This is a genomic window from Paracoccus niistensis, assembly GCF_042432925.1.
Taxonomy (GTDB): Bacteria; Pseudomonadota; Alphaproteobacteria; order Rhodobacterales; family Rhodobacteraceae; genus Paracoccus; species Paracoccus niistensis.
In genome coordinates this window covers 40,481-65,682 of the sequence record NZ_JBHLWE010000038.1, presented here as the reverse complement: position 1 = coordinate 65,682, position 25,202 = coordinate 40,481, and the positions used below count along the sequence as shown (strand labels likewise).

The window sequence follows — 25,202 nt, the reverse complement described above, 5'->3', positions numbered from 1 at the left end:
AAATGCGGCTCAGTCGCGCAGCCGCCAGCCTGTCACGAAGATGCGCCGGATCACCGCCAGCAGCACGACGATCATCAGCCCGACCGCGACCAGCGACACGCCCACCGGCACGTCGGCCAGCCCGAAGAAGGACCAGCGGAAGCCCGAAACGAGGTAAAGCGCGGGGTTCAGCTTGGCCACCTGCTCCCAGAAGGGCGGCAGCATCGAGGCCGAGTAGAAGGCGCCGCCGAGGAAGACCAGGGGGGTGATGACCATCATCGGGACGATCTGCAGCTGCTCGAAGTTCTTGGCCCACAACCCGATGACGAAGCCCAGCAGCGCGAAGGCCGTCGCGGTCAGCGTCAGAAAGGCCATCATCCACAGCGGGTGGACGATATGGACGCCCACGAAGAAGAAGCTGGTCAGAAGGATGATCGCTGCGATCAGGATTGCCTTGGACGCGGCGGCGCCCACGAAACCCAGCGTGACCTCGGCCCAGCCGGTCGGGGCGACGAGGTATTCGTAGATCGTGCCCGAGAACTTGGGGAAGTAGATCCCGAAGCTCGCGTTCGAGACGGACTGCTGCAGCACCGTCAGCATCATCAGCCCCGGCACGATGAAGGCCGCGTAGGAAATCCCCTCGACCGATTCGATCCGCCCCCCGATGGCGGCGCCGAAGACGACGAAATACAGAACCGTGGACAGGACGGGCGAGGCCAGCGACTGCCAGATCGTGCGGAAGAAGCGCGCCATCTCGTGGCGGTAGATCATGCTGACGGACTGCCAGTTCATCGCCGCGCCTCCCCCCCGTTTTCCAGCAGCGACATGAACACCTCCTCCAGCGAGGACTGCTGGGTGGCGACGTCGCGCACGCCGATCCCCTGCGCGTTCAGGTCGGCCAGCAGGCGGCCGATGCCGGTGCGTTCGGCGCGCGCGTCATAGTCATAGTCCAGCCTGCGGCCATCGGACGACAGCGTGATCCCCCGGTCGGCCCAGCCCTGCGGCAGCGCGTCCAGCGGCGCGTCCAGCTCCACGGTCAGCTGCTTGCGGCCGAACTCGCCCATCAGCTCGGTCGTGGGGCGGACCAGCATCAGGCGACCCTTGTCGATGACGCCGATGCGGTCGGCCATCTCCTCGGCCTCTTCCAGGTAATGCGTGGTCAGGATGATCGTCACGCCCGAGGCGCGCAACTCGCTGACGACGGTCCACATCTCGCGCCGCAGGTGGACGTCCACCCCGGCGGTGGGCTCGTCGAGGAACAGGACCTTGGGGCGGTGCGACAGCGCCTTGGCAATCAGCACCCGCCGCTTCATGCCGCCCGACAGTGCACGGGTCGGCGCGTCGCGCTTGTCCCACAGCGCCAAGCTGCGCAGAAGCTGTTCCAGGTAGGCCTCGTCCGGCCCTTCGCCGTAAAGGCCGCGGGTGAAGCGGACCGAGTTCGCCACCGTCTCGAAGGGCTCGAGCGCGATTTCCTGCGGCACCAGCCCGATCAGCTTGCGCGCGGCGCGCCAGTCGGTGCGGATGTCGTGCCCGCCCACGCGCACGGTCCCGCCCGTGGGCACCACCAGCCCGCAGATGATGGAAATCAGCGTCGTCTTGCCGGCGCCGTTCGGGCCCAGCAGCGCGAGGATCTCGCCCTGCTTGATTGACAGCCTGACGTTGTCGAGCGCCCGTGTGCCGCCCGCATACTGCTTGGACAGATGGTCGATCTCGATGATCGGGGGCACGGCACTCTCCTTGCGAACTGACGAGAGCTATGCCTGCAAGACGCGCTTGTCCAGACGCGCGGGCGGTCAGCGCGCCGAGGCCTCGGCCATCAGCGCCTCCGACGCGCCCTCGACCACGGCTTCCAGCCGCTCGACCGTCTCGGCTGCCGAGCCCCCCGGCGAGAGGGGATCGAGGAACTCGATCACCGCGCGGCCCGGGCGCATCCGCAGGCCGTCCCTGGGCCAGAACATGCCGCAGTTGACGGCAACGGGATGAATCGGCAGCCCGGTTGCAGCCTGGATCGTGCCCACGCCGTGCTTGTACTTGCGCCGCTCGCCGGGACGGGTGCGGGTGCCCTCGGGGTAGATGATGAGCTGGCCGAGCCCGTCTTCCGAGGCGCGGGCGGCCTGTACCCCGGCGATGATCTGGCGCATCGCCTCGGACCCGCGGGCGCGGTCAATGGGGATGCAGCCCGCAAGCCGCGCGTAATGGCCCATGACCGGCACCCGCAGCACCTCGCGCTTCATGACGAAGCCGCATTGCGGGACGGCATGGGCGATGGCGAGGATGTCAAGGAAGCTCTGGTGCTTGGCGGCGATGATGCAGTCGCGGGTGGGCGGCGTGCCCCGCACCTCGACCGAGATCCCCAGGATCGCGCGGGCAGCGGCCAGCAGCCGGCCCGTCCAGACGACCGGCAGGACATGGGCCTGCGACGGGTCGCGGCGGATTCGGGGCCACCAGGCCAGCCCCATGACCAGCGTGACAAGCGCGATCCAGACGTAGAAGACGGCCGTGCGCAGCGGCCACAGCAGCGGCAGGCGGCCGGGCTGGTAGCGGAGATCGCGGGCAGGGACTGCGACGGCTGACCGGGGCTCTGCCCCGGACCCTGGGATATTTCCAGACAGAAGATACCCCTGCTGCGGCATTCCTTCGGGCGCAGGGCTGAGCGCCCAGCCGGGCTGTTCAAGGCGGCGCAGGGCCATCAGCGGACCTCGCGCAGCATCCGCAGCGCGGCGGCGCGGGTGGCGGCAAAGCCCACCAGCGCGCCCACGGGCGGGATCAGCAGCGGCCAGAGCCAGCCCCAGCCGGTGAAGCCGAGGCCTGTCAGGAAGCCCCCCGCCGCCTGCATGTCGGGCAGCGCGAAAACGGCGAGCATCCCCAGCAGGGTGCCCCCGGCCGCGCCCAGCGCCGTGCGGCGGGTCAGGCGGCGGACGAAGGCCTGTGCGATGGTCAGGTCGCGCGCGCCGATCAGCCGCATGACGCGGATCACCGGCCCGTTCGCGGCCAGCGCCGCCTGCGCAGCCAGCGTCACCATCGCGGCCCCCGCCGCCCCGATCAGCAGAAGCGACAGCCAGCCGAGCCAGCGCAACCGCGAGGCGGCCGAAACCAGCGGCTGGCGCCAGCGGGTATGGTCGTCCAGCACCGCGCCCGGAGCCTCGGCCTCGAGCCGCAGGCGCAGGCCCTCGGCGTCGAAGCCGCGTTCGGTCGTGACCTCGACCAGCCGCGGCACCGGCAGCGCGTCCACGGGGACGTCGGGGCCGAACCAGGGCTCGAGCAGCGCCTCGACCTCCTCGCTCCCCAGCAGGCGGCTTTCGGCGACGCCCGGCGTCGTTGCAAGCGCCTGCTGGACAGCGGCCGTCTGCGCCTCGATTTCCGACGCAGGGGCCGAGAGGCGGATCGTCACGGTCTGCGCCAGTCCTTCGGCCCAGCGGTCGGCCAGCCGTCCCGTCGCCAGCGCCAGCGCCAGCGCGAAGACCGCGAGAAAGGCCATGACCCCGGCCGCGAAGACCGTCAGCTTCGCCGTCGCCCCCGAGGGCGGCACGATCCGGTCGGCCAGTCCCGCCTCGCGCCCGACCAGGCTGCGCCAGAGGGTGCGGACATCCAGCGCGTCCAGCCCCGTGCGCACGCGGGGAGCGCGCGGCGCGCGGCGGACCATGGCCCGCCAGTCGGAGCGCTTCTTCGGACCCGCGCTCACAGCTCGGTCCCCGCGGCCTGCACGCGGCCGCCAGCGATGCGCAGCACGCGCACCGGGACCTGCTGCCTGGCAGCCCGGATCAGGTTCATGTCATGGGTGGCGATCAGCACGGTCTTGCCTGACTTGTTCAGTTCGATGAGCAATTGCAGCAGACGCAGGGACATGTCCCAGTCGAGATTGCCCGTGGGTTCGTCCGCCAGGATCACGTCCGGCGACAGGATCACCGCCCGAGCCAGGGCGGCGCGCTGGCGCTCGCCCCCGGAGAGCGCTGGCGGCAACTCGCGCGCGGCCTGTGTCATCTGCACCCAGGCCAGAAGGTCGCGGATGGCGGCCATGTCCACCGGCTCGCCCGCGACGATCATCGGCAGGGCAATGTTTTCGGCAACCGGCAGGTGATCGAGGAACTGCGTGTCCTGCTGCACGAGGCCGATCCGGCGGCGCAGGGTCGCGATCTCGTCCCGGCCCAGCGCGGCCGCGTCCTGTCCGAAGACCGTCAGGGTGCCGGAACTGGGCAGAAGGTCCGCGATGCAGAGTCGCAGGAAGGTCGTCTTGCCCGATCCCGACGGGCCGGTCAGGAACTGGAAGGAGCCGCGCGGCAGCTCCAGCGTGATGCCCCCAAACAGCGCGCCGCCCCGAGGATAGGCGAAGCCCACATCCCGCATCTCGATCACGTCCGCCCTCCTTGACCCGGCGCGCTTGGCGGCCGATGGCGGCGTTGATAGAACGTCGGCGCGGCGATGAAAACCACGCGGCTTGGGCGAAACGGAGGCGATGCGATGCGGCTGGTCTGCCCGCGCTGCGGCGCGCAGTATGAAATCGACGGCGCCGCGATCCCGCCGGCGGGGCGTGACGTGGAATGCTCGGCCTGCGACCACGTCTGGCACGCCCTGCCCGCGCCCGAATCCTTCGATCCCGCCGCCCGCCCGCAGTTGAGCCGCCCCCTGAGCGATTCGGTGATCGAGATCCTGCGCGAGGAAGCTGCCCGCGAGCTCGAGGTCCGCGCCGCCGAGCGGCGTTCCCTTCGCGCGGCGGAAAGGGCGTCTGTCGCACTGGCCGGGATCGGGGATCAGGACGGCCAAGCGCTGGCGGACGACGTTCCGCCCGCGCCCGCCCTAGTGGCCGGGGCAGGCAGCGGCCCCGGTACAGGCGCACAGGGTGTCGTGACCGACGCGGGCACCGGCCCGGAAGCCGCTGAACCTCCCGCCCGCAAGACGGACACTTTTCCGACATCGGCAGCCGTCACACGGACCGCACCAGGTGCGGACCTCACGACAACTGAGGACGTCATTGCGGCCGCGCCTGCACCTGCGACCGAGCTGTCGCGGCCGTCGGCCTCCTTTCCCGCTGCTCCGCCACCACCGAGGGCCTCGGCCACGAACCACCGGCGCGGCTATGGCGCGGGCTTCGGGCTTGCGGTGATCGTCGCGGCCATCGCGGTTGCCCTTTATGCGCTGGCCCCGCGCCTGAGCGGCATGGGTCCGCTCGGCGCGACACTGGCGGAATGGCGCAGCGGAGTGGACGAGGGCCGAGGGTGGCTTGCCATGAAGGGAGAGGCTCTCACCAGCCGTTTGAATGGGGAACAGGGCAGCGAATAAGGGCGCTGCCTGGGCCAGTTCCCGAGGCAACCCGACTTGGGCTTGATCTCCGCCTTGGCGTCTCTTCCCGGTTGCGACCCGGCCGCCCTGGTGCGGTCTTGCGGCACCTGATCGCGGCAGAGGTTCCGACGTCGGCTGACCCTCTGCCCCGCGTTCTCAGAACCGGTCCAGCAGCCGTCCCAGATAGTCGCGCTCGGCGCGGGGGCGCTCGGGTTCACCGCTGCGGCGGCGGATCTCGTCCTGCAGCTCGCGGGCGCGGTTCTGGCGGGCCTCGCCCTCGGCCAGCGGCTCGCCCGTGGTGACATTCCCGCCCTGCCCGCTGCTCTGGCGGCCCAGGGGATCGAGCGTCGTGCGTCCGTCGCTGGTCCCTTCTCCGCCATCCGCCTGCGACTGGCCCTGCTGGCCGGGCTGCTCGCCCTGGCCCTGCCCCTGCTGGCCCTGCTGCGAACGGGCAAGATCGCCCAGCGCCCGCATTCCCTCGCGCAGCGCCTCGATGGCGTCGGCCTGGCCCTGCATCGCGCCCGCCGGATCGCCCCGGCGCAGCGCGCGCTCGGCCTCCTCCATGGCGCGGCCCGCCTCGCCCAGACGCTGGCGCGCCGCATCGCCTTCAGGCGTGCCCTGACCGGGCAAAAGGCCCTGTTGGCGGTCCAGTTCCTCGCGCAGCGCCTGCTGACGGTCGGCAAGCGAGCCCTCGCCCGGCGCGCCGCCCTGCCCGCCGCCGCCCTGACCTCCCTGCCCGCCGCCGCCCTGGTTCGACCGGGAGCCCTGCTGTCCCGGCTGCTGCCCTTCGCCCGGCTGCTGGCCCTCGCCGGGCTGTTCCCCCTGGCCGGGCTGCTGGCCCTGCTGGCCGAAGGGGTCGCGCTGGGCCTCGCGCATGGCCTCGTCCGCCAGCCGCTGCTGCTCGCGCAGGGTATCCTCCAGCCGCTCCATCTGACGCGAGCCCTCGCCGCCCTGGCCGCCCTCGCGCACCTGGAGGTTCTCCATCATGCGGTTGAACTGCTCCAGCAGTTCCTGGGCCTCGGCCATGCGGCCCTCGTTCATCAGGCGCTGGATCTCGTCCATCATCGCCTGGATCTGGTCGCCGGTGACCTGCTGTCCCTGCTGCTCGGACCGGTCGAAGCGGGCGGCCGGGTCCTCGCCCCGCTCGGCCAGCATCCAGGTGTAGTCGTCGGTCGCGGCCTTGAGCTCGTCCATCAGCTTCTGGATCTCGTCGCGGCTGGCGCCGTTACGGATTGCCTCGGACAGCCGTTCCTGCGCCTGACGCATCCGTTCCAGCGCATCTCCCAGCCCCCCGTCCTCGATCTGCACGGCGGCGTCCCACAGGGCATCGGCCAGCCGGTCGCGCGCCTCGGGTGACAAGGGTCCGGATTCAAGCGTCCGGACGGCATCGGTGATGGCGGCCCCGGCCTCGGGCGGGATCGCACGGTCGGGCTGCCAGACCATAGCGCGCAGCAGCCGGGCCGAGCGGTCGGCGTTCTCGCGCGACCACAGCAGGTCGCGGCGCATCTCGACCAGACCGGCGGCGAGGGGGTCGAAGAAGCGCCGGCCGGGCAGGATCATCGCGGCGGGCTGCGTCTCGGCCCCCTGACCGATGCCGTCCTGCACCGACAGGGTGATGCGCACGGGCAGGTTCGCCCAGGGGTGGCGAGCGAGGTCGGCTGCCAGTGTCCCCGCGACCTGCCGCCGCTGGCCCGCGGCAGGCAGGGGCAGGTCCAGCACCAGCGCCTCGCGCGGCTCGGGCTCGGGCGTCAGGCCGAAGCGGCGGTCGATCGCGGGCAGGTCCAGCCGGATCGTGGCATTGCCGCTTTCGACCCCGTGATCGTCTTCGGCCGAGAAGCCCTGTGCCATGCGTCCGTCAGCGCGGCGCTCGGCCAGTACGGCCAACTGCACCGTGGGCGCGTCGTCGGGGTTCACGGTCAGCGCGAAACTGCGGCCGCCCACCTCGACAAGGCCGCTGTTCTGCGCGGCGAACTGCGGAGCGTCCGTGGGGCTTTCGAGTGCCGGGCCGACATCCTGCGCAACCTCCAGCCCCTCGCCATACAGGCGGAAGCTCAGCACCGTGCCCTCGGGAACCGTCAGCGCGTCCCCCCTCAGCGCGTTGAGATAGATCGTCGGACGGCGAGTGTGGCGCGGCGGCCCGGCCCAGCCCTCCCAGGCGGGGCCGGTCGTCACGGGCTCGTCCGGCGCGCGGGGGGCAGGCGCCCAACTGGCCGCCAGCGCGCCCAAGCCCTGCCCCACCGGTCCCGCACCGCCGAACAACAGCGCCATCGCCAGCGCTGTCAGGCCCACCAGGCGCAGGGCGAATGGGTCGCGGATGGCAAGGCCGGCACGGGGGCCGACGGGCCGTGCCCCTGCGGCGGCGCGGCGGGCGGCTTCGACATGGGCGCGCCACAGGCCCTCGGCCTCGGGTCCGCCCAGCGCCATGCGGTCGCCCAAGGCCGACAGCGGCCGCCCGCGCAACCGGGCATCGACACGGACCAGCGCCTCGTCCCCAGAAGGGCGGCGGAACCGCCGCCATCCCGCAAGGGCCGAGGCCAGGAAGGCCAGCGCCCAGGCCAGCGTCCCCCAGACCAGCAGCGCGGGCGGCAGCGCCGCGACCAGCCCCAGGGCCAGCGCGGCCGCGGCCAGCATCGCCAGCGTGACCGGCACCCAGAAGGCGCGGGCCAGCCGTTCCCACCACATCCCCGCCAGCGTCAGGCCGACCGCACGCCGGGCGGCGGGGGGCAGGCCTTGGGGCTGGCGGGAAGGGCGCGTCATGTCAGCCAGTCCGGGATGCGGTCGCGGGCCAGCATCTCCTCGACCGTGGGACGCGGGCGGATGACGTCGAAGCGCTCGCCCGCGACCAGCACTTCGGGCACCAGCGGGCGCGAGTTGTATTCGGACGCCATCACCGCGCCATAGGCGCCGGCCGAGCGGAAGGCGACCAGTTCGCCGTCCTCCAGCCGCGGCAGCGGCACGCCGCGGGCGAAGGTGTCGCCCGTCTCGCAGACCGGGCCCACCACGTCCACGGGCGCGGGCTCGGTCCCCGGCGCGCGTTCCCGCACCGGCAGGATGTCGTGATGCGCGTCATACATGGCCGGGCGGATCAGGTCGTTCATGGCGGCGTCCACGATCAGGAAGTCGCGCCCCTCGCCCTGCTTCGTCCAGATGACCGAGGCGAGCAGCACCCCCGCGTTGCCGGCGATGTTGCGCCCCGGCTCGATCTCGATCTCGCAGCCGAGGTGGCCCACCGTCTCGCGCACGACCTGCCCGTATTCGATGGGCAGGGGCGGTGCGGCGTTGTCGCGGCGATAGGGGATGCCGAGGCCGCCGCCCAAGTCCAGCCGCATGATCGGGTGCCCGTCCGCCCGCAGCGCCAGGCACAGGTCGGCCATGCGGGTATAGGCCTGACGGAAGGGCTCGAGGTCGGTCAGCTGGCTGCCGATATGCATGTCGATGCCGACGACCTGCAGCCCCGGCAGGGCGGCCGCATGGGCATAAACCTCGCGCGCCCGCGCGATGGGGATGCCGAACTTGTTTTCCGACTTGCCGGTGGCGATCTTGGCGTGGGTCTTCGCATCCACGTCCGGATTCACCCGCACGGCGATGGGCACCGTCGCGCCCACGGACTGTGCGACCTGCGACAGCGCAGCCAGTTCGGGCTCGCTTTCCACGTTGAACTGGCGGATGCCGCCGCAGATGGCCTGCGCCATTTCCTCGCGTGTCTTGCCGACGCCGGAAAAGACGATCCGCTCGCCCGGCACGCCCGCCGCACGGGCGCGTGCATATTCGCCGCCCGAGACGACATCCATGCCCGCGCCCAGGTCACCCAGCAGCTTCAGCACGGCAAGGTTCGAGTTCGCCTTGACGGCAAAGCAGACCAAGTGGTCCGTCCAGTCTAGGGCCTGCCGGAACAGGTTGAAATGCCGCGTGAGCGTCGCGGTCGAATAGACATAAACCGGAGTGCCGACCGCCCGCGCGATCTCGGCCAGCGCGACGTCCTCGGCGTGAAGCGCGCCGTCCTTGTAGTTGAAGTGATCCATGCCGTTCCGTATCGCGCCAGTCAGGCGACGATATTGCGCCAGCGCCGGCGGCTTTGCAAAGGGCGCCGCGGCGCCCCTTGCCTCAGGTCAGGCGATCGCACGCAATCGTGCGGACGGATGCGGCTGGATCAGCGGGGTTCGAGCCCGACCAGGTCCGCGCCCGACAGCGATACCGGGGCGTGACGCTTGTTCGGGTCATAGACATAGGTGCCCTTCTGGATCAGCACCTGTTCCGAATCGCTGACCGTGCCCGATGCGCCCCCGCCACAGGCGGACAGCGCCGCCAGAGCCACGGCGATCAAAGTGAAACGTCCAATCATCTTGTGCCTCGTCTGCTCGTGATGGGCGGGTCTTCTGCCCGCTTCTGCCTGGATCCGCGCCGCCGTTCCGGCGTGTCGCGGCGGGTGCGGCGGGCAAGGGTCCTCCCCTGCCCGGCCGCGCGGTCAGGGCGTGAAGACCACGCCCATGCGGGCATCGCCCGTGACGGTCACGCCCGGCTCGTCCGCCACGCGCGGCACCTCGGGCGGGCCGTCCACGCCGCAGCCCGACAGGGCCACGGCCAGGGCGAAGGCCAGTCGTCTCACCATTCCTCCATCGCCTTGCGCCAGCGGGCGACCTGCGAACGCACCTGATCGGGCGCGGTTCCCCCGTATGATTGCCGCGAGGCGACCGAGTTGTGAACGCCCAAAACGTCGAACACGGCAGATGTTATCGCCGGGTTGACCGCCTGCATCTCCTCCAGTGTCAGTTCGGGCAGGTCCACGCCGCGCGCCTCGGCGCGGGCGACCAGCGCGCCGGTCGCGTGATGGGCGTCGCGGAAGGGCAGCCCGGCCTCGCGCACCAGCCAGTCGGCAAGGTCGGTCGCGGTCGAGAAGCCCGAGGAGGCCGCCGCCTCCAGCCGCTCGCGGTTCACGGTCAGGTCGGACATCATGCCGGTCATCGCGGCCAGCGCCAGCATCAGCGTGTCGGCGGCGTCGAAGACTTGCTCCTTGTCCTCCTGCATGTCCTTGGAATAGGCGAGCGGCAGGCCCTTCATCACCGTGAAGAGCGCCACCGCCGCGCCCAGGATGCGGCCGATCTTGGCGCGGATCAGTTCGGCCGCGTCGGGGTTGCGCTTCTGCGGCATGATGCTGGACCCCGTGGACCAGCGGTCGGACATGGCCACGAAGCGGAACTGGGCCGAGGACCAGATCACCAGCTCCTCGGCGAGCCGCGACAGGTGGGTGGCGCAGATCGCGGCGGCCGACAGGAACTCCAGCGCGAAGTCGCGGTCGCTGACGGCGTCGAGGCTGTTCGCCGTGGGCCGGTCGAAGCCCAGCGCCTCGGCCGTCGCATGGCGGTCGATGGGGAAGCCCGTGCCTGCCAGCGCGGCCGAGCCCAGTGGCGATTCGTTCATCCGGGCGCGGGCGTCGGTGAAGCGGCCGATGTCGCGGCCCAGCATCTCGACATAGGCCATCATGTGATGGCCCCAGGTGACCGGCTGTGCGGTCTGCAGGTGGGTGAAACCCGGCATCACCCAGTCCGCGCCCTTATCCGCCTGATCGACCAGCACTCGGATCAAGGTCCGCAGGCTATCCAACGCCGCGTCGCACTGGTCGCGCACCCACAGGCGGAAGTCGGTCGCCACCTGGTCGTTCCTGGACCGCGCCGTGTGCAGCCGGCCCGCCGGTTCTCCGATCAGTTCCTTCAGCCGCGCTTCCACGTTCATGTGGATGTCTTCCAGTGCCGTCTGGAACTGGAAGCGCCCGCCCTCGATCTCTGACAAGACGGTGAGCAGCCCTTCCCGGATCGCGTCCGCATCGCTAGGGCTGATGATGCCCTGCGCGGCCAGCATCGCCGCATGGGCCCGGCTGCCCCGGATGTCCTGGGCGTAAAGCCGCCGGTCGAAGCCGATCGAGGCGTTGATCGCCTCCATGATCGCGTCGGGACCCGCGGCGAAGCGCCCGCCCCACATGGTGTTGGCCGTGGGTTTTTCGGGCGTGTCGGTCATCGGATCGGTCCTGTCGGAGGTCACATGTTGCGTTCCCTCGCCCTTTATACGTCGCTGGCTTTTGCTGCAAACGCAGCCGTGGCGGGGCCGGTGGACTGGCAGGCCGCCCGCGACGCAGGCCTGCCGAAGCTGATCGAGTCCGAGGCGGCGCCGGTGCCCGAGGTCGAGTTCACCGATCTGGACGGCGGCACGCACCGGCTGGCCGACTGGAAGGGCAAGGTCGTCCTGCTGAACTTCTGGGCGACCTGGTGCGCCCCCTGCCGCGAGGAGATGCCTTCGCTCGACGCCCTGCAGAAGGCCAGGGGCGGCGAGGGGTTCGAGGTCCTGACCGTCGCCTCGGGCCGCAACACCGAGGCCGCGATCAACCGCTTCTTTCAGGAATCGGGCGTGACGGACCTGCCCAGGCTGACCGACCCGCAGATGGCGCTGGCGCGCGCCTTCGGGGTCATGGCGATGCCGGTCACGATCCTGATCGACGCCGAAGGGCGCGAGGTCGCGCGGATGACCGGGGACGCCGACTGGTCCTCTCCGGCGGCGCTGGCGCTGGTGGACCAGATGCTGGCGGAATGACCCGTTAATCCTCTTCCCAGATCACGTCTGGCATTTACGGTTTCTTTGCCGATCCTTGCCAGAGTCTCGTTCAGGACAAGGGGGCAGCGATGCGATTCGAAGATGGACAGGCGCCCGCCGGGCAAGGCTCTCCGCTGGATTTCGCGGTCGACCACCAGACGCGGCTGACGATGGCGACCGTGCGCCGCGCGGTCGAACGGGGCGACGGCGTGCTGGCCTTTCAGCCCATCGTCCAGGCCAGCCGCACCGACCGCCCCGCCTTCCACGAAGGGCTGATCCGCATCATCGACGAAACCGGCCGGATCATTCCCTTGCGCGACTTCATGCCCGTGGCGGAGCTGGGCGAACTGGGGCGGCAGATCGACTGCCTTGCGCTGGCGCTGGGGCTGCGGGCGCTGGCCGAGGAACCGGGGCTGCGGCTGTCGATCAACATGTCGGCCCGTTCCATTGGCTATCCCGACTGGCTGCGGACGCTGCGCCGCGGGGTGGCCGAGGACAAGACGGTGGCCGAGCGGCTGATCCTGGAAATCACCGAAAGCTCGGCCATGGGGCTGCCCGAGCAGGTCCGCCAGTTCATGCGCGAATTGCAGCAGGCGGGCGTCAGCTTCGCGCTGGACGACTTCGGTGCGGGCTACACCTCGTTCCGCTACCTGCGGGACTTCTCGTTCGACCTCATCAAGATCGACGGGCAGTTCATCCGCGAGATCGCCGAGCATCCCGACAACCAGGTGCTCACCCGCGCGCTGATGTCCATTGCCAGCCATTTCGACATGTTCACGGTTGCCGAGCATGTGGAAACCGCCAATGACGCCGCCTTCCTGATCCAATTGGGGATTGATTGCCTGCAGGGCTTCTATTTCGGCGCGCCCACGATCTCTCCGCCGTGGCAGGCACCGAATGCCGCCGCCCGGCGCTGAGGACAGGGCACGAGCCGAAAGTGTAAACGGCCTCTTGCGCAACATTCTTTCTCCCCCTACCCCTTAGAAGAAAGACGATTTCACGCCAAGTTGGAGGGGATGATGGCGAGAGTTGCTTTGGTGACCGGCGGTTCGCGTGGAATCGGTGCGGCGATTTCAAGGGCTCTGAAAGACGCAGGCTATGAAGTCGCGGCCAATTATGCAGGCAATGACGATGCCGCAAAGGCCTTTACCCAGGAAACCGGCATCCGCACGTTCAAGTGGTCAGTCGCCGATTATGACGCCTGCGCCGAAGGCATCGCCCGCGTCGAGGCCGAGGTCGGCCCCGTGGATGTTCTGGTGAACAACGCCGGGATTACCCGGGACGCGATGTTCCACAAGATGACTCCCCAGCAGTGGAAAGAGGTCATCGACACCAACCTGACCGGCCTGTTCAACATGACACATGGCGTCTGGAACGGGATGCGCGACCGCAAGTTCGGCCGCATCATCAACATCAGTTCGGTGAACGGGCAGAAGGGCCAGGCGGGTCAGGCCAACTATTCGGCGGCCAAGGCGGGCGACATCGGCTTCACCCGCGCGCTGGCGCAGGAAGGCGCACGCGCCGGCATCACCGTCAACGCGATCGCGCCCGGTTATATCGGGACCGAGATGGTGCGCGCCATCGACGAAAAGGTGCTGAACGAGCGCATCATCCCGCAGATTCCGGTCGGCCGCCTGGGCGAGCCCGAGGAAATCGCCCGCTGCGTCGTCTTCCTTGCCTCCGACGATGCCGGCTTCATCTCGGGTTCGACGATCAGCGCGAACGGGGCCCAGTTCTTCGCCTGACGCGAAACCGCTTATCCCTGGACCGGCCCCGCTGTCGGTCCAGAACCAAGTGTCGCCACAGGGACATGTGCTGCGAACATATCCGGCACCGTTGCGCCTTGGCGGATGGAAGCGCCTGGCTCAGATGCAATTGCCGCAAGACAATACTTGTGTCTGTGCGCCGAGTTGACCCTGTGCAGGCCGGAGTCGCACCAGTTGGGGCTGCGGATACAGGAAGTATTGCAGTCACGGCCAAGCAGGCCGCATTCCCGCCGTCGGCTGATCCCGTCCCTGACCCTTAGCGATCGGCTGGCTCATGGCCGGCGCGCCCGAGCTGCGCAGGGTGATTCCCCCTCTGCCCCGCCTATGGCTCAAGCGCCAACGGGCGGCAGCGCCTTTTCGTCGGCGCGGGCATAATCGCCAGCGGTGGCGGCAGTGCCTCAGTCGCCTGTCATGCGCCATTCCAGCCCGGTGAAGCCGTCGCGGAAGGCGAAGATCACCAGGTGCTTGTCGATGACATAGCGCAGATTGATGATGCCCTTGGCGTCCTCGGCCTCCACCCGGGCAACGAAGGCGCCATCCTCGGCGCGAAGCCGGACGCTGCCAGCCTCCATCTCGAAGGCCGCGGAGTCCGCCTCCGCGCGGACCTCGATCTTGTGAGCGAAGTGCTTGGCGAGCTGCTGAACGTATTTCGAGGCGTTCGGGGTGGGATAGCGGGCGGTCGAGATCATGGCGGTCCTCAATGCAGGGTGGGTCGGTCGGTGTCGGTCCGGACCGGAAGCGGCGTGCCAAGCTGGTCGTGCCAGTGATGATGCAGGACCAGCGGGCGGTCGTCGTGGCGCATGACCTCGACAGGGGTGTCATACAGGGCGGACAGAACCGGCTCGGTCAGGACCGTCTCGGGCGGGCCCTCGGCCACGACCCGGCCGCCCTTCATGGCGACCACATGGTCGGCCCAGGCAGCGGCATAGTTGACCTCGTGCACGACCGTCACGACGCTGCGACCGCTGCCGCGCACCAGGTCCGCCAGCCGCGCCATCAGCGCGCGGGAATGGGCCATGTCGAGATTGTTCAGCGGCTCATCCAGCAGCAGCCAGTCGGTGCCCTGCGCGAAGGTCATCGCCAGATGCGCACGCTGCGCCTGCCCGCCCGAGATCTCGTCCAGGAAGCGGTTGCGCAGCGGCGCCAGCCCGAAGGCTTCGAGCGCCGCCTCGACAGCCGCACGGTCGGCGGCTCTGGGGCGGCCGTGGTGATGGGGCCAGCGGCCGAATCCCACCAGTTCCGCCACCCGCAACCGACTGGCGACATGGGTCTGCTGGCCCATGACGGCCATGGTCAGGGCCAGCCGCTCGGTCGGCGTGGTCGCAAGGTCCAGCCCGTCGATCTCGATGCGGCCCGCCTGCAGGGGCTCCAGCCGGGCGACAAGCCGCAGCAGCGTGGACTTGCCCGCGCCATTCGGCCCGATCAGCGCGATCAGCTTGCCGCGCGGCAGGGTCAGGTCGATGTCGTGCAGGATCGGCGCGGCGCCGATGCGATGGCTCACGCCTTCGATGCGGATCATCGGACACGTCCTTTCAGAAGGAGGAACAGGAAGAACAACCCGCCCGCGAACTCGACCACGACCGACAGGGTCGCGGCCTGCCCCATCAGGCGCTCGAACAGCGTCTGGCCGGTCACAAGGATTGCCGCGCCGATCAAGGCGGCGGCGGGCAGCAGCACCGCGTGGCGGGCAGACGGCGCCAGCCCATGCGCGAGCCCCGCGACCAGCAGGCCGAAGAATGCCACCGGCCCCACCAGTGCGGTCGAGACGGCGACCAGCGTCCCCACCAGCCCCAGCACCACCAGCACCAGCCGGTCGAAGCGCAGCCCCAGCGAGATCGCGGGCTCGCGCCCCAGTGCCAGCACGTCGAGACGCGGCGCGAGCCACAGCGCCGCCGCGACGCAAAGCCCGGCGATTGCGCCCGCGACGGGCAGAAGCACCGCATCGAGGCTGCCGAAGCTTGCGAAGCTCGCCGCCTGCACGGTGGCGAAGGCATTGGGGTCCATGACACGGGCCAGAAAGCTGGACAGTGAGCGGAACATCACCCCCAGGATCACGCCCGTCAGGATCGTGCGCGGGATGTCCCGCGCGCCCCGGCCCAGAAGCGTGCCGAACAGCGCCGCCGCCAGCAGCGACATCGCCGCGACCTCGGCCAGGAACTTCGCCCCCGCCGGCAGCGCGGCAAAGCCCGCGACGCCCAGGGCGGCGACCATGGCCGTCTGCAGCAGCACATAAAGCGCGTCGAAGCCCATGATCGAGGGCGTCAGCACCCGGTTCGCGGCGACCGTCTGGAACAGCACCGTGGCGATCCCGGTGGCCGCGCCGACGACCACCAGCCCGGCCAGCTTGGTGCCGCGCAGCTGCAGGATGAAGGCGCGGTTGCCGCCGCCGATCCCCTGGAACATCCAGACCAGGGACGCGGTTGCCAGCAGCGCCAGCAGCGCGGCGATCAAAGTGGCCGCGGCCCTATCCACGGACAGCCGGCCGGTAGAGAAGCCACAGGAAGATGACCGAGCCCACTACGCCCAGGATCGTGCCGACCGGGATTTCATAGGGATGGCGGACGATCCTTCCCACCAGGTCGCAGGCTAGCAGAAGGCCTGCGCCCCCTGCCGCCACCACGGGGATCGAGGCGCGCAGGTTGTCGCCCATGACCCGCGCGACGATGTTCGGCACCACCAGCCCGACAAAGGGGATCATGCCCACGGTCGTCACCACCATGGCCGAGACGACCGAGACCACCACCATCCCCAGCCGCATCACCCCCCGCGTGGACAGCCCCAGCCCCGTCGCGACCTGGTCGCCCAGCGACAGGATGGCGAAGCGGTCGGCCGCGAACCAGGCCAGCCCCGCTGCCGCGCCTGCGACCCAGAGCAATTCATAGCGGCCGGCGATGACGCCCGAGAACTCGCCCGACATCAGCCAGGTGCCCACGAATTGCAGCAGGTCCGCCTCCCAGGCGATCCAGGTCACGACGGCGCCGATGATGCCCGACAGGACGAGCCCCGCGATGGGAACCAGCATCACCTCGCGCACCGGCAGGCGGCGGACGATCTGCAGGAACAGCGCCGTGCCCGCCATGGCCGACAGGCTCGCCACCACCATCTTGACCCAGATGGGCGCGCCCGGCGCCAGAAGCGTGATCGCCAGCAGGCCCAGCGCTGCGCTTTCGCCCGTGCCCGCCGTGTCGGGGCCGACGAAGCGGTTCCGCACGAGGCTCTGGATCACGACGCCCGCCACCGCCAGCGCCGCGCCGGTCAGCAGCACCGCCAGCGTGCGCGGCAGGCGCGATTCCATCAGCACCAGCGTCGTCCAGCCCTCGCCCGCCGCAGCACCCGGGCCGATCTGCGCGGCCCCGAGGCCGAGGCTCGCCAGCACCAGCAGCGCCAGGACGAGCCCCGCGGCGAGCGGGCGGGCGGTCATTCCGACAGGGCCGCCGTCAGCGCGTCCAGCGTCTCGGTCAACGCGGTATAGCCGCCGGGCGCGAGATAAACGTTGTCGGCCGGCAGATAGACCACGTGCCCGTTCTTCCACGCATTGGTTCGGTGCAGCAGTTCGTTGTCCAGCGTGGCCTGGGCCGAGGGCTCATCCGCGCCGATGGCCGCGCCGCGGTCCAGAACGAACAGCCAGTCGGGGTTCGCCTGCGCGATGAATTCATGGCTGATGGCATCACCGTGATTGGCTTCTGACTTCAGCGTTGCGTCCACCTGCGGCAGACCGGTGACCTCGTAGATCCAGCCGAAGCGCGAGCCCTTGCCATAGGCCGACATCTTCGGCCCATTGGTCAGCACCACCAGCGCGCTGCCCTTGTCCTTGCCGGCCTCGGCCAGCGCGGCGAGCTTGCCGTCCAGCGCCGCGGTCAGCGCCTCGCCCTCGGCCTGCTTGTCGAACAGTGCGGCCAAGCCCGTCAGCCGGGCCTTGGCATCGGCGATCAGGTCGGCGCCGTCCACGGTCATGTCGATGGCGGGGGCAACCTGCGCCACCGCGTCCTTCTTCACGGCCGAGCGGTTGGCGACCACGATCAGGTCGGGGTTCAGCGCGGCGAGCTTTTCCAGGTCCGGCTCCTGCAGGGTGCCGGCAGGGGCCGCAGTCTGCGCCAAGGGCTGCAGGTGATCGAGGTAAAGCTTATCGGGCACCGCCGCAGGCGTCACGCCCAGCGCCATCATCGAGTCGGCCACGCCGAGATCGAGCGCCGCCACCTTTTCGGGCGTGCCGGGCAGGGCCACGGGCCCTTGGGCGGTTTCGACCGTGACTTCGGCAGAAGCGGCAGAGGCCATCAGCGCCGCAATGGCGGCCGACAAGATCATGCGCATGAACGCGTCCTTTCCTGGGCAGGGGCGCGTGGCGTCTGCCGTCGCGCCTGCTGCGGATTATGAAGCAAGGACGCCGGTGTCAATAATGCCGACTAATTTTATCAACGACTGTTGAGCGGCAATGAAACGCCCAGCCTTAGCGGGTCAGCCAGCGCAGCGAGCGTTCCAGCCGGACCCCTGCGTCGCGGTCGAACCACTTGCCGTGCGCGAAGATCACCCGCTCGGGGTTCGTGGCCAGCAGCCCGCGCCCGGCTTCGCGCGCCCGGCCTCCGCCCATCCTGACGACCGCGCGCAGATAGGCGGGGGCCTTGCCGTCCGGGGCGGTGATGCCCATCGCCCGCGCGAAGGGCCGCAGGGGAAACGGCAGCTTTCCGGGTTCGAAGTTCAGCACGAGGTCCACGAGGATCAGTGTCCGGCTGGGGCGGTGGAACAGCGCGACCTCGCGGAAACCGCCGCCGCCGGGCACGATGATGCGGTCGAGTCCCTCGGGCCAGTCGGGCAGCGGGCCTTCGTGCAGATCACGGTCGAGGCGCACGCCCGAGCGCCTGATCGTTCCCCGCTGCCGCAGGCCCGGCGCGGCCCAGGTGAGGGCTCCGGGAAGCTGGCGCTGCCATTCCTTGAGAAAGGTCCAGTGAACGATGTTGGGCGCGACCAGGTGCCGGATCGGGCCGAGGCTTTCCAGCGCGGCCTGCAACTGCGGCACATGACGCGTCGGGGAATGCAGCAGGAGGTCTCCGTTCTCCAGCCGGACAACGGTCATGCGGACGGGGATGGGGATCACGCCCATCGCCCGCATCGGGCCGCTGTCCACGATCCACAGGTCCTGCGCCACGGGCTTGGGTATGTCGAGCGGCGGATAGGTCGCCTCGGTCATCGCCGGTTCCTCCTGCGCGACCGGCGGCCCGGGCGGCTGAGCGCCAGCGCGAGTCCCCCGGCAAGGGCAAGCCCGGCCAGCGCCGCCACGGCGCCCGCGCGCTGGCCGGGCGACCTGAACCCGCCGTCGATGCCGCCCGGATCGGCCGGGGGCGCGAACAGGTTGCCGCTGGTGCGCGGCGCAGGCGGCGCGTCGGAAAGGTAGGACCGCATGAAGCGCGCCATCAGCCGCGTGCTCGCCTCGGGCGAGATCGCGTGGCCCAGCCGCACCAGCGCGGTCGGCATCCCGATCATCGTCGTGGGCCGGGGACGGTCGGCAAGGCCCAGGATCACCCGGGCCACCCGGCGCGGGTTTATCAGCGGCGGCGGTGCGGATAGTTCGCGCCCCGTGTAGTTGGCGCCATGCGCGATGCCGGGCGCATCCACGAAGGCCGGGTAGACATCGCAGACATGGATATGCGGATGGGGCGCCAACTCGCCCCGCAGCGCCTCGGCGAATCCCCGCAGGCCGAACTTGCTGGCACTGTAGGCGGCGGCGAAGGGCGCGGCGGCGAAGCCTCCCAGCGAGATCATGTTCACGAAGGTCCCGTGGCCCTGCCGCAGGAAGATCGGGATCGCCGCATGGGCGTCGTTCATGTGGCCGATCAGGTTGGCGCGGATGATCTGCTCATGCGCGTCCAGCGGCACCTCGTGGAAGGCGCCGACCGCGCCCACGCCGACGTTGCTGACCCAGACGTCGATGCCGCCCGCGAAATCGAGGGCGCGGCGGGCAAGCTCGGCGACCTCGTCGGCCTGCGTCACGTCGGTGGGCACGACAAGGGCTTCGGCGCCAAGCTGACGGCAGCGGTCGGCGACCTCCTCCAGCGCGGCGGCGTCGCGCGCGGCGATGACCAGCCGCGCGCCGTCCCGCGCGAAGGCCACGGCCGTCGCCTGGCCGATCCCGCTGGAGGCCCCGGTGATCACGACGCTGCGGGGTTGCGATGCGGCTGCGCTGTCGGGCATGGGCGGCTCCTCGGGGCGGCTCCCGCCGGTTGCGGCAGGCGGCTGCACGAGGCTCAACCGTTCCACCGCCCCTGCGTTCCACCGCGCATCCATCTTTGCCGCGTCTGCGGCCTTGTCACAGGCCCGAGGGAAACATCTCCGCATCTCCGGGGTCGGCCTGCGCGGCAGGGTCGGCGTCGCCGCCGTGAGGCGTGGGCGTCAGTGCCGTGCTGCGGTCGAACCAGACCCAGGCGTCGAACTGGCGCGGCAGATCGGCCTCCATGTAATGGCTCTGGCGCTCGGTTCCGGGGCGGTAGATCACGCCGATGAAGCGTTCGAGCAGGCTGCCGGGAAGGCGCTCGGGCGCGCCGCCGAAATCGGCCAGGAAGCGCGGGATGCCGGCCGCGTGGCACAGCGCCTCCCAGCTGCCGGGCAGCGGCGGGCGGACCTTCATCACTTCCATCTCGTCGCCCCAGTCGTCGGCCGCGGCGACGGTGCCGGTGGCGGTGCCGAAGCCGATCAGCGCGGCGTCCTTCCCGAAGCGCTCGCGGCAGAGCTGGCCCAGGTTCAGCTCGCCCATGCCGCGTCCCATCGCCGTGGCCCGCGCGTCCCCGATATGCGAATTGTGCGCCCAGACGACAGCCCGCGCCCGAGGCCCGCGCGCCTTCAGGATCTGTTCCAGCGTCTCGAACATGTGCCGGTCGCGCAGGTTCCACGAGGCGGCGCCCCCCTGGTACATGGCGCGGTAATAGCGTTCCGCCGCGCTGACGAGCCGGGCGTTCTGCGCCGCGTCCAGATAGCCCTCGGGGTCGCCCTCGATCCCGCGCTGCAGGATCTCGCGGCATTGGGCGACCACGGCCTCCTCGCAACTGCCATAACGGCGGCGCAGCACCGCGCTGCCGTAATGCTCGGGCTCCTCGGCCCAGGGTGTCAGGCAGCCATAGCGCCGCCGCGCGATCCCGGCCGCTTCCGGGTCATGGTGGTCCAGATAGCCCAGCACCGCCTCGATCGAGGCGCCGAGACTGTAAAGGTCGAGCCCGTAGAGCCCCGCGCGGTCTTCCGGCGCGCGGCCCGCGTTCTCGTTCCGCAGCCAGTCCACCAGCGCGGCGAACTCGGTGTTCCGCCACATCCAGCGGGGAAAGCGCTGGAACGGCTCGGAGGATGCAGGTCCGGGACGGTCGCGCACCCGGCGGTCCAGCACGGCCATGTCGGGCCAGTCGGCCTCGCAGGCGATGATCCCGAAGCCGTGACGGCTGACCAGCCGCCGGGTGATCGCCGCGCGGGCACGGTAGAACTCGGCCGTGCCGTGACTCGCCTCGCCCAGAAGGATGATGCGGCGATCGGCGAAGCGGTCGAAGAGCGCGGCAAGATCGTCATCGATATCGTCGAAGGGTTCGGCAAGACCGGCAATCAGGGCGGCGGGGCCTGCGGGGGTCTCGGCAGCCCCTTTGTGCGGTCCTGCCATGCCCTGGGGATCGGCACCCCCCTGCCCCCTGGCGGGCGCCGCCATGCTGTCAGGTTCCATCCGGGGGTCGGCCACGGCGCTTTCCGTTTCAAGGCTGCATCATCCTACCAACCGCCAAAGCGTCACGCTGTTCCCCACGCCCCGGAATGTCCTCTTCGGACAGGCAGACCAGAGAATGGTTCGAAGGCGCAGCAGCATCGGCCGACCTGAATGACAACAGCAGCCTGAAACGCGCGCCCAAGCGTAAAACAATCCCGGTCCGGAGCCTTGCCGCGATCTCTTCGAACCAGCAGCCTAGCGGGGCGGCTGGTCGGACCAGTTCTTCGCCTCCCTTTCCAGACGGTCGCGCAGTTCCGTCTGTTCGGCGATCGCCGTCTCCAGCCGCCTCGCCGTCTCGTCGCGTTGCGCCTGCAAACGCTCGATCCGCCCGTTGATCCGGGCGATGCGCGCTTCGAGGGTCTTCGCCGGAAGGGCGAGATCCTCGGCGGTGCGGGTGGCCCGCTGCGCATCGCGCATGGTGGTCTGGATGTCCTTGAGCTGGGTTTCGATCAGTTCGGCAAGGGTCATCGGGGTCACTCCGCAATCCTGGTTCAGGTATCCAGGTTGAAGCTGTTGGTCGGGGTCGGGACGAAGCCGCCCTGGACGGGAACGTTTTCGGCGACGTTGCCCACATAGGTGGCATCCATGAAGTTCAGGTTGACCGGGAAGTATTCCCCAACCAGCGACTTGATCTGATTGCCGACCACCGCGGCGTGCCGCCCGGTCAGCGAGACGGTGGCGCGGTTGTCGCTGGGCGGCAGCGAGAAATGCATGCAGTAGTTGTCCGAGAAGGTGACCCGCTCGAACCGGATGTTCGTGGTGTCGGTCAGCTGCTGCGACAGGATCTCGACCAGGGCGGTCGCGCCGCTGCCGGTGAAGCTGTTGCCGAGGATCTTGATCGGGAACCCCAGCACGATCCGCCGGTCGGCAAGGACAACGCTCGCCTCCAGCAGCCCGCGATAGCGCAGGGCCCGGTCCTCGTTGGCCACGTCGCGGGTCTGGCCGCCGGCGTAGGTGACGAGGTTTCCGGCCACCAGAGCCTCGAGCACGAGGTCGCCGAAGATGCCCCAGGCGATATTCGACGCCTGTCCGTCCGGACCCTGGCCGGTGTCCATCACCTCGTTGCCGGTGACCGCGGTCTCGCCCAGAACCAGGTAGCAGCCGATGCCCGTGCCGATCGGCGCCGCAAAGCCTGCGTTCAGGACGCGATTGCCGCCGATGACCGTGCGCGCGGTGGCGGCGGCGACAAGGATGCCGCCGCGCGAAGGCTGGCGCAGGCGGTTTCCGGTCACGGTCGGGGCATCCTGGTTCATCACCACGATCCCGAAGCCGCCGCGCTCGATCCGGTTGTCCGCGATCCGGCAGCGGCCGCCCTGGATGATGCCGATGCCGACGCTGGAATCGCCGATATCATTGCCGGCGATGTCCAGCCCCGTGCAATCCTGCGCAAAGATGCCAGGCGCGGCCGCCTCGCCCCCGCCGCCCCCGACGTGGTTGCCCGTTATCCGGCATTCCTGCGTGTTCAGCGCCACGATGCCGGTCTGCGGACCTTCGACGACATTGCCCGACACCTCGACATCCTCGACCTGAGGCGGGATGTCGAGGTTCGGGTCGCTGGCGCCCACGAGGATGCCGATGGTCGCGGCACTGGGAACCCGCCCGACATGGAGGCAGCGGTTCCCGCTGGCGCTGCTGCGGGCGGCGGCCAGCCGGATGCCGATATGGCCCTGCCCCGGATACCGGACGAGGTTGCCCCGCACCTCGGCCATCTCGGCGGCCATGTCGATGCCGATGGCAACACCGGGCGGGATGCCTTCGGGCGCTTCCGCACATTCGACGGTGCAATCGGTGACGCGGGATCGGAAGGCCAGCGAGAAGGGCGTGCCGCCGGGGTCGTCATTGATTACAATCCCCGCGATGCCGTTGCGGATCGTGCAGCCAGAAACCTCGATCGGCCCTGCCGCCCGGTCCATGCCGATGCCGACCAGCCCGGGCCCGCCGTCCACCCGGCCGGTCTCGACCCCGCAATCCCGCACAACGATGTCGCCCGAGGACTCGGTGACGTAGATGCCGGTCACGGCGCTGTCGATGCGGCAATTCCGGACGGTCACCTCGTCCGAGGCCGCGATGCGGATGGCGATGCCCACCGGCTCGGGGGCAGCCGAGAAGCGGCAGTCGGACACCACCAGATCATCGGCCCCGCTGACGTCGAGCAGACCGCCGTTGCCCGCCGGCACATCGTCGCCGACGAAGGTGATGGTCGCGATGCGGTTGCGGGCGGCGGGCTCGCGGACCGTTCCCGTGATCCGAAGCGCCGGATCGCCGCCCGGCGCCTGCAGGACGACGCCCTTCGCCTCGCCATGCAGGGTGACGCCCGACCGCCCGAGAACCAGCGTCTGCTGCAGCGTGTGGGTGCCGGGCTTCAGGCAGATGCAGCCGCCCGAGGGCGGCAACTGGTCGATGGCCTGCTGAATGGACTCGCCGGGCGCGACGACAAAGGTGCAGCAGCATTCCTCGTCGGTGTCGATCGGGTTGCGGCAATCGTCGATCGGCTCGACCCAGCCGCCTGCCCCGCCTTCCACCACTGCAAGCCGGGCATGGTGGTGGTGCGTATCGACGGGCGGCGCCGCGTTCAGGATCTCGATCGTGCCGGTGGCGGCGCGGGCGCGGAAGATCCAGTGATCGTCCACCCGGACCTTCCGCGGGCCGGGCGCAAAGGAGACCTCGACGGCGATCCCGGCCTCGAGTTCGACGAACTCGCCCGCGGGCGGAACCGGGAACACTCCGGGGCCGAGCGGATTGTCCAGATCTTCCAGCAGCGCGCCGCCCGAGGCGCGGACCTCTCCCTTCTGGTCCCAGCGGATGATGCGCAGGTTGCGGTCGGGATCGGGCAGGCCATCGGCGTTGGCGGGGAAGGTGCCGGCGGGGACCGGGCCCTGGAAGGTGATGAGCCCGGTCGCCGGATCGGCCGTCTCGACCATCCGCATCAGCCCCGGCAATCCGGCGAACTCCAGCCGGTCGTCCGTCATCTCGAACCAGTCGCCGGGGGCGAAGCGGTGGACGTCGTCGCGCGCGACCTCGGCCACCGTGATCTGCGTGGCGCTGTCGAGGGTGGTGACGCGGGTCGCCACCGATCCATTTGTGCGCGACCATTTCAGCAGCGGCCGGCCATCCGCGTGCAGGCCATGGGTGGCCAGCCGATAGGTGCGGTTCTCGGTCGTGCGCAGGCGCTGGCCGGAGGGGATGTCGCAGGGGTTGCCGGGATCGGCCACCGGAACCAGCAGGGTCGTCAGCCGGATGGTGGAAGGCTGGATCTCGGCCTGCCAGGCGTCGATCTCGTCGTCCGGCGTGGCGCAGGTCACGCCCTCGGGGACGCTCAGCGCCTTGACCTGCCAGACCGTCTGGAGTCGGCCGGCGGTATCGACGCCGACCGCGGGCTCGACCAGCGAGGGGTCCTTGAGGTGATCGACCTCGCGACGCCAGACGTCGAGATAGACGAGCACGTCACCCGCGGCCGGGTCGGGTGCGGTGCCGCCGGGAAGATAGGGCTGCTGGTCGAGGGGCAAGGCGGTGGACGAGCGCAGCTCGGCATGAGGCGCATCGAAATCCTCGGTCCCGCCTTGGGCGGCGGGAAGCCCGTGGTTCTCGGCCAGGAAGCCGTCCACATACATGCGGCCGACCCCGATCTGAAGCCCGCCGCCCGCGCCGATGGTGATCCGGAAGCTGTCGGGCAGCCACGCCGGATAGCCGGCGTGGCCGACCAGATCCATGGTCTCGACCCGCCAGCGCCGGTCGCGCGCAAGGGCGGCCTCGTTCTGCTCGCTGTCGAGCGTAAGCTTGCCTTGCGCAAGGAGGAGCTCGTTGTGGTTGTCGCGCGGGTCGAATGTTCTGCCGGAAATGTCCAATGTCATGTCAGAACTCCTTTCCGA

At 70.0% G+C, this 25,202-nt stretch carries 24 protein-coding genes; 4 read left to right on the top strand and 20 right to left on the bottom strand.

The features are described 5' to 3' along the window. Positions 1-9: 9 nt before the first annotated feature. The 5 genes from ACFFII_RS11805 to ACFFII_RS11785 all read right to left on the bottom strand — a co-directional run bounded on the left by ACFFII_RS11805 (position 10) and on the right by ACFFII_RS11785 (position 4,332). Positions 10-771 carry an ABC transporter permease gene (locus ACFFII_RS11805; RefSeq protein ID WP_377699076.1) on the bottom strand — a complete coding sequence of 254 codons (762 nt, stop codon included), beginning with the start codon at positions 769-771 and terminating at the stop codon, positions 10-12. Then, positions 768-1,706, bottom strand: coding sequence for an ABC transporter ATP-binding protein (locus ACFFII_RS11800; protein WP_377699075.1), 939 nt, complete (start codon positions 1,704-1,706; stop codon positions 768-770). The genes ACFFII_RS11805 and ACFFII_RS11800 overlap by 4 nt, the downstream gene beginning before the upstream one ends. Positions 1,707-1,772: 66 nt before the next feature. After that, the gene (locus tag ACFFII_RS11795; protein WP_377699074.1) at positions 1,773-2,669 is read right to left on the bottom strand and encodes a lysophospholipid acyltransferase family protein; all 897 of its coding nucleotides are present in this window, start codon (positions 2,667-2,669) and stop codon (positions 1,773-1,775) included. Beyond that, on the bottom strand, positions 2,669-3,622 hold the full coding sequence (locus tag ACFFII_RS11790; RefSeq protein WP_377699280.1) for a cell division protein FtsX: 954 nt from the start codon (positions 3,620-3,622) through the stop codon (positions 2,669-2,671). The genes ACFFII_RS11795 and ACFFII_RS11790 overlap by 1 nt, the downstream gene beginning before the upstream one ends. Positions 3,623-3,657: 35 nt before the next feature. Beyond that, positions 3,658-4,332: a cell division ATP-binding protein FtsE gene (locus ACFFII_RS11785; protein WP_090755117.1), complete on the bottom strand. Its 675-nt coding sequence runs from the start codon at positions 4,330-4,332 to the stop codon at positions 3,658-3,660. A 105-nt stretch (positions 4,333-4,437) separates the two neighbouring features. On the opposite strand from ACFFII_RS11785, the gene ACFFII_RS11780 reads away from it, so the two are divergent. Continuing rightward, on the top strand, positions 4,438-5,256 hold the full coding sequence (locus ACFFII_RS11780) for a zinc-ribbon domain-containing protein (protein ID WP_377699073.1): 819 nt from the start codon (positions 4,438-4,440) through the stop codon (positions 5,254-5,256). Positions 5,257-5,412: 156 nt separating this feature from the next. Here ACFFII_RS11780 and ACFFII_RS11775 read toward each other — a convergent pair whose 3' ends face one another. From ACFFII_RS11775 to argH, 5 genes are all read right to left on the bottom strand, one after another. Next, on the bottom strand, positions 5,413-8,013 hold the full coding sequence (locus ACFFII_RS11775) for a DUF4175 domain-containing protein (RefSeq protein ID WP_377699072.1): 2,601 nt from the start codon (positions 8,011-8,013) through the stop codon (positions 5,413-5,415). Continuing rightward, positions 8,010-9,278, bottom strand: coding sequence for a diaminopimelate decarboxylase (gene lysA, locus ACFFII_RS11770; protein ID WP_377699071.1), 1,269 nt, complete (start codon positions 9,276-9,278; stop codon positions 8,010-8,012). Before lysA ends, ACFFII_RS11775 begins: the two co-directional genes overlap by 4 nt. Before the next feature lie 128 nt (positions 9,279-9,406). Then, positions 9,407-9,598: a hypothetical protein gene (locus ACFFII_RS11765; RefSeq protein WP_139166677.1), complete on the bottom strand. Its 192-nt coding sequence runs from the start codon at positions 9,596-9,598 to the stop codon at positions 9,407-9,409. A 123-nt stretch (positions 9,599-9,721) separates the two neighbouring features. Continuing rightward, a complete protein-coding gene (locus tag ACFFII_RS11760) occupies positions 9,722-9,865 on the bottom strand; it encodes a hypothetical protein (RefSeq protein WP_377699070.1) in 144 nt (47 codons plus the stop codon). Beyond that, on the bottom strand, positions 9,859-11,268 hold the full coding sequence (argH, locus tag ACFFII_RS11755; protein WP_377699069.1) for an argininosuccinate lyase: 1,410 nt from the start codon (positions 11,266-11,268) through the stop codon (positions 9,859-9,861). The genes ACFFII_RS11760 and argH overlap by 7 nt, the downstream gene beginning before the upstream one ends. Positions 11,269-11,292: 24 nt before the next feature. Here argH and ACFFII_RS11750 point away from each other — a divergent pair, with 24 nt between their 5' ends. From ACFFII_RS11750 to phbB, 3 genes are all read left to right on the top strand, one after another. Further along, positions 11,293-11,838: a TlpA disulfide reductase family protein gene (locus tag ACFFII_RS11750; RefSeq protein ID WP_377699068.1), complete on the top strand. Its 546-nt coding sequence runs from the start codon at positions 11,293-11,295 to the stop codon at positions 11,836-11,838. A gap of 89 nt (positions 11,839-11,927) precedes the next feature. Then, the gene (locus ACFFII_RS11745) at positions 11,928-12,755 is read left to right on the top strand and encodes an EAL domain-containing protein (RefSeq protein WP_377699067.1); all 828 of its coding nucleotides are present in this window, start codon (positions 11,928-11,930) and stop codon (positions 12,753-12,755) included. A gap of 102 nt (positions 12,756-12,857) precedes the next feature. Continuing rightward, positions 12,858-13,583, top strand: coding sequence for an acetoacetyl-CoA reductase (gene phbB / locus ACFFII_RS11740; RefSeq protein WP_377699279.1), 726 nt, complete (start codon positions 12,858-12,860; stop codon positions 13,581-13,583). A gap of 419 nt (positions 13,584-14,002) precedes the next feature. Here the strand turns inward: phbB and ACFFII_RS11735 are convergent, their stop codons facing one another. From ACFFII_RS11735 to ACFFII_RS11690, 10 genes are all read right to left on the bottom strand, one after another. Beyond that, positions 14,003-14,293: a DUF2218 domain-containing protein gene (locus ACFFII_RS11735; RefSeq protein WP_377699066.1), complete on the bottom strand. Its 291-nt coding sequence runs from the start codon at positions 14,291-14,293 to the stop codon at positions 14,003-14,005. 8 nt (positions 14,294-14,301) lie between these two features. Then, positions 14,302-15,123 (bottom strand): iron ABC transporter ATP-binding protein, encoded by an 822-nt coding sequence (locus ACFFII_RS11730; RefSeq protein WP_377699065.1) that lies wholly within the window; start codon positions 15,121-15,123, stop codon positions 14,302-14,304. Continuing rightward, positions 15,120-16,007 carry an iron chelate uptake ABC transporter family permease subunit gene (locus ACFFII_RS11725; RefSeq protein ID WP_512700628.1) on the bottom strand — a complete coding sequence of 296 codons (888 nt, stop codon included), beginning with the start codon at positions 16,005-16,007 and terminating at the stop codon, positions 15,120-15,122. The genes ACFFII_RS11730 and ACFFII_RS11725 overlap by 4 nt, the downstream gene beginning before the upstream one ends. A 61-nt stretch (positions 16,008-16,068) precedes the next feature. Beyond that, positions 16,069-17,025: an ABC transporter permease gene (locus ACFFII_RS11720; protein ID WP_377699064.1), complete on the bottom strand. Its 957-nt coding sequence runs from the start codon at positions 17,023-17,025 to the stop codon at positions 16,069-16,071. Next, positions 17,022-17,915: a siderophore ABC transporter substrate-binding protein gene (locus ACFFII_RS11715; RefSeq protein WP_377699063.1), complete on the bottom strand. Its 894-nt coding sequence runs from the start codon at positions 17,913-17,915 to the stop codon at positions 17,022-17,024. Before ACFFII_RS11715 ends, ACFFII_RS11720 begins: the two co-directional genes overlap by 4 nt. A 136-nt stretch (positions 17,916-18,051) precedes the next feature. After that, positions 18,052-18,789, bottom strand: coding sequence for a DUF4336 domain-containing protein (locus tag ACFFII_RS11710; RefSeq protein ID WP_377699062.1), 738 nt, complete (start codon positions 18,787-18,789; stop codon positions 18,052-18,054). Then, entirely contained in the window at positions 18,786-19,790 is a 1,005-nt protein-coding gene (locus tag ACFFII_RS11705; RefSeq protein ID WP_377699061.1) for an SDR family oxidoreductase, read from the bottom strand. The genes ACFFII_RS11710 and ACFFII_RS11705 overlap by 4 nt, the downstream gene beginning before the upstream one ends. Positions 19,791-19,905: 115 nt before the next feature. Continuing rightward, complete coding sequence (locus ACFFII_RS11700) at positions 19,906-21,309, bottom strand: erythromycin esterase family protein (RefSeq protein ID WP_377699060.1); 1,404 nt, start codon at positions 21,307-21,309, stop codon at positions 19,906-19,908. A 219-nt stretch (positions 21,310-21,528) separates the two neighbouring features. Next, on the bottom strand, positions 21,529-21,810 hold the full coding sequence (locus ACFFII_RS11695) for a hypothetical protein (protein WP_377699059.1): 282 nt from the start codon (positions 21,808-21,810) through the stop codon (positions 21,529-21,531). 14 nt (positions 21,811-21,824) lie between these two features. Then, the gene (locus tag ACFFII_RS11690) at positions 21,825-25,184 is read right to left on the bottom strand and encodes a right-handed parallel beta-helix repeat-containing protein (RefSeq protein WP_377699058.1); all 3,360 of its coding nucleotides are present in this window, start codon (positions 25,182-25,184) and stop codon (positions 21,825-21,827) included. Positions 25,185-25,202: the final 18 nt, after the last annotated feature.